Here is a 1,153-nt window from a genome sequence, read left to right as displayed (position 1 = left end):
GCAGGCCGAGGAACGCGGCGGCTGCCGCCGCGTCCAGGCCCCACGCCGCCGTGTCGCCGAGCGCGTCGCCGATGAGCGCGCCGGCGAGCGTGGTGAGGTTCCATCCGACGAAGATGACGAGTCCGGTCGCCCAGAAGCCGAGCCGAGCCGCGCGATCGTTCGTCTGTGCCAGGGCGACGGCGGTCGACTCGTCGATCGTGACCCACGCCGCAGCGATGCGCTGCGCCAGGCCGCCGCGATCGACGATCGGCTTCATCCGCATGCCGTAGACGACGTTCCGGATGCCGAGGAGCGCCGCCGCCGCGATGGCGGAGCCGCCCGCGGCGACCCCGCCCGATGCGAGCACGCCGACCAGCGCGAACTGCGAGCCGCCGGTGAACATCACCAGGCTGAGGAAGCAGGTCTGCCAGACATCGAGCCCGGACGCCACCGCGAGCGCCCCGAACGAGATGCCGTACGCGGCCGTCGCCAGGCCGACGCCCACGCCGTCCCGCACTGGGGTGACCCGCCGCGCGGGCTCGTCGTGCGAGCCATCGGCGACCGCCTCGTACTCCGGCACGAACCCCTCCCGAGTCGACGAAGGGCCGCCCGGTTCGACCGGACGGCCCTTGTTGCTCCCCCACTTGGACTCGAACCAAGAACCTATCGGTTAACAGCCGATTGCTCTGCCAATTGAGCTATGGAGGATCGCTTGTTCAGCAGAGACACTCTAGCAAAGGGAACCCCGGTCTCCCAATTCGAGGCCGCCTCGACACCGACCAGGGCGTCAGTACCCCGCGACCGGGTCGATCCGGCCCTCGAGCGGTCGTCGGGCGAGGAATGCTGCGACGTTGCGACCGACCCGCTCGGCGAAGAGGGGCACGACCATCGCCTCGGTGTCGGCGACGTGCGGCGTGATGATCGTGTTCGACGCCGTCCAGAGCGGATGCCCCTCGGGCAGCGGTTCGGGATCGGTGACGTCGAGCCCCGCGCCGCCGAGCGCGCCCGATTCGAGGGCCGCGACGAGCGCGTCGGTGTCGACCACGGCCCCGCGTGCCACGTTCACGAGGACGGCACCCTGCGGCATCCGCGCGAGCTCGCGTGCGCCGATGATCCCGCGCGTCTCGGGGGTGAGCGCCGCGGCCACGAACACGACCTCGGCCCGCTCGAGCGC

Annotated in this window: 2 protein-coding genes and 1 tRNA gene; all 3 read right to left on the bottom strand. The window is 71.6% G+C overall.

Features of this window, described 5'->3' with window-relative positions; genetic code table 11:
* The coding region (locus GH736_RS23255) for an AzlC family ABC transporter permease (RefSeq protein ID WP_159607416.1) at positions 1–496 on the bottom strand (496 nt) is incomplete at its 3' end.
* Positions 497–614: 118 nt separating this feature from the next.
* Positions 615–687, bottom strand: a tRNA-Asn gene (locus GH736_RS23250).
* A 79-nt stretch (positions 688–766) separates the two neighbouring features.
* A partial coding sequence (locus tag GH736_RS23245; RefSeq protein ID WP_268891266.1) for an NAD(P)-dependent oxidoreductase occupies positions 767–1,153 on the bottom strand: 387 nt, incomplete at its 5' end.

This window comes from Agromyces humi (genome assembly GCF_009720255.1).
GTDB lineage: Bacteria > Actinomycetota > Actinomycetes > Actinomycetales > Microbacteriaceae > Agromyces > Agromyces humi.
Note: the sequence above shows the minus strand (reverse complement) of the source record. Positions and strands in the feature narration are given on the sequence as shown.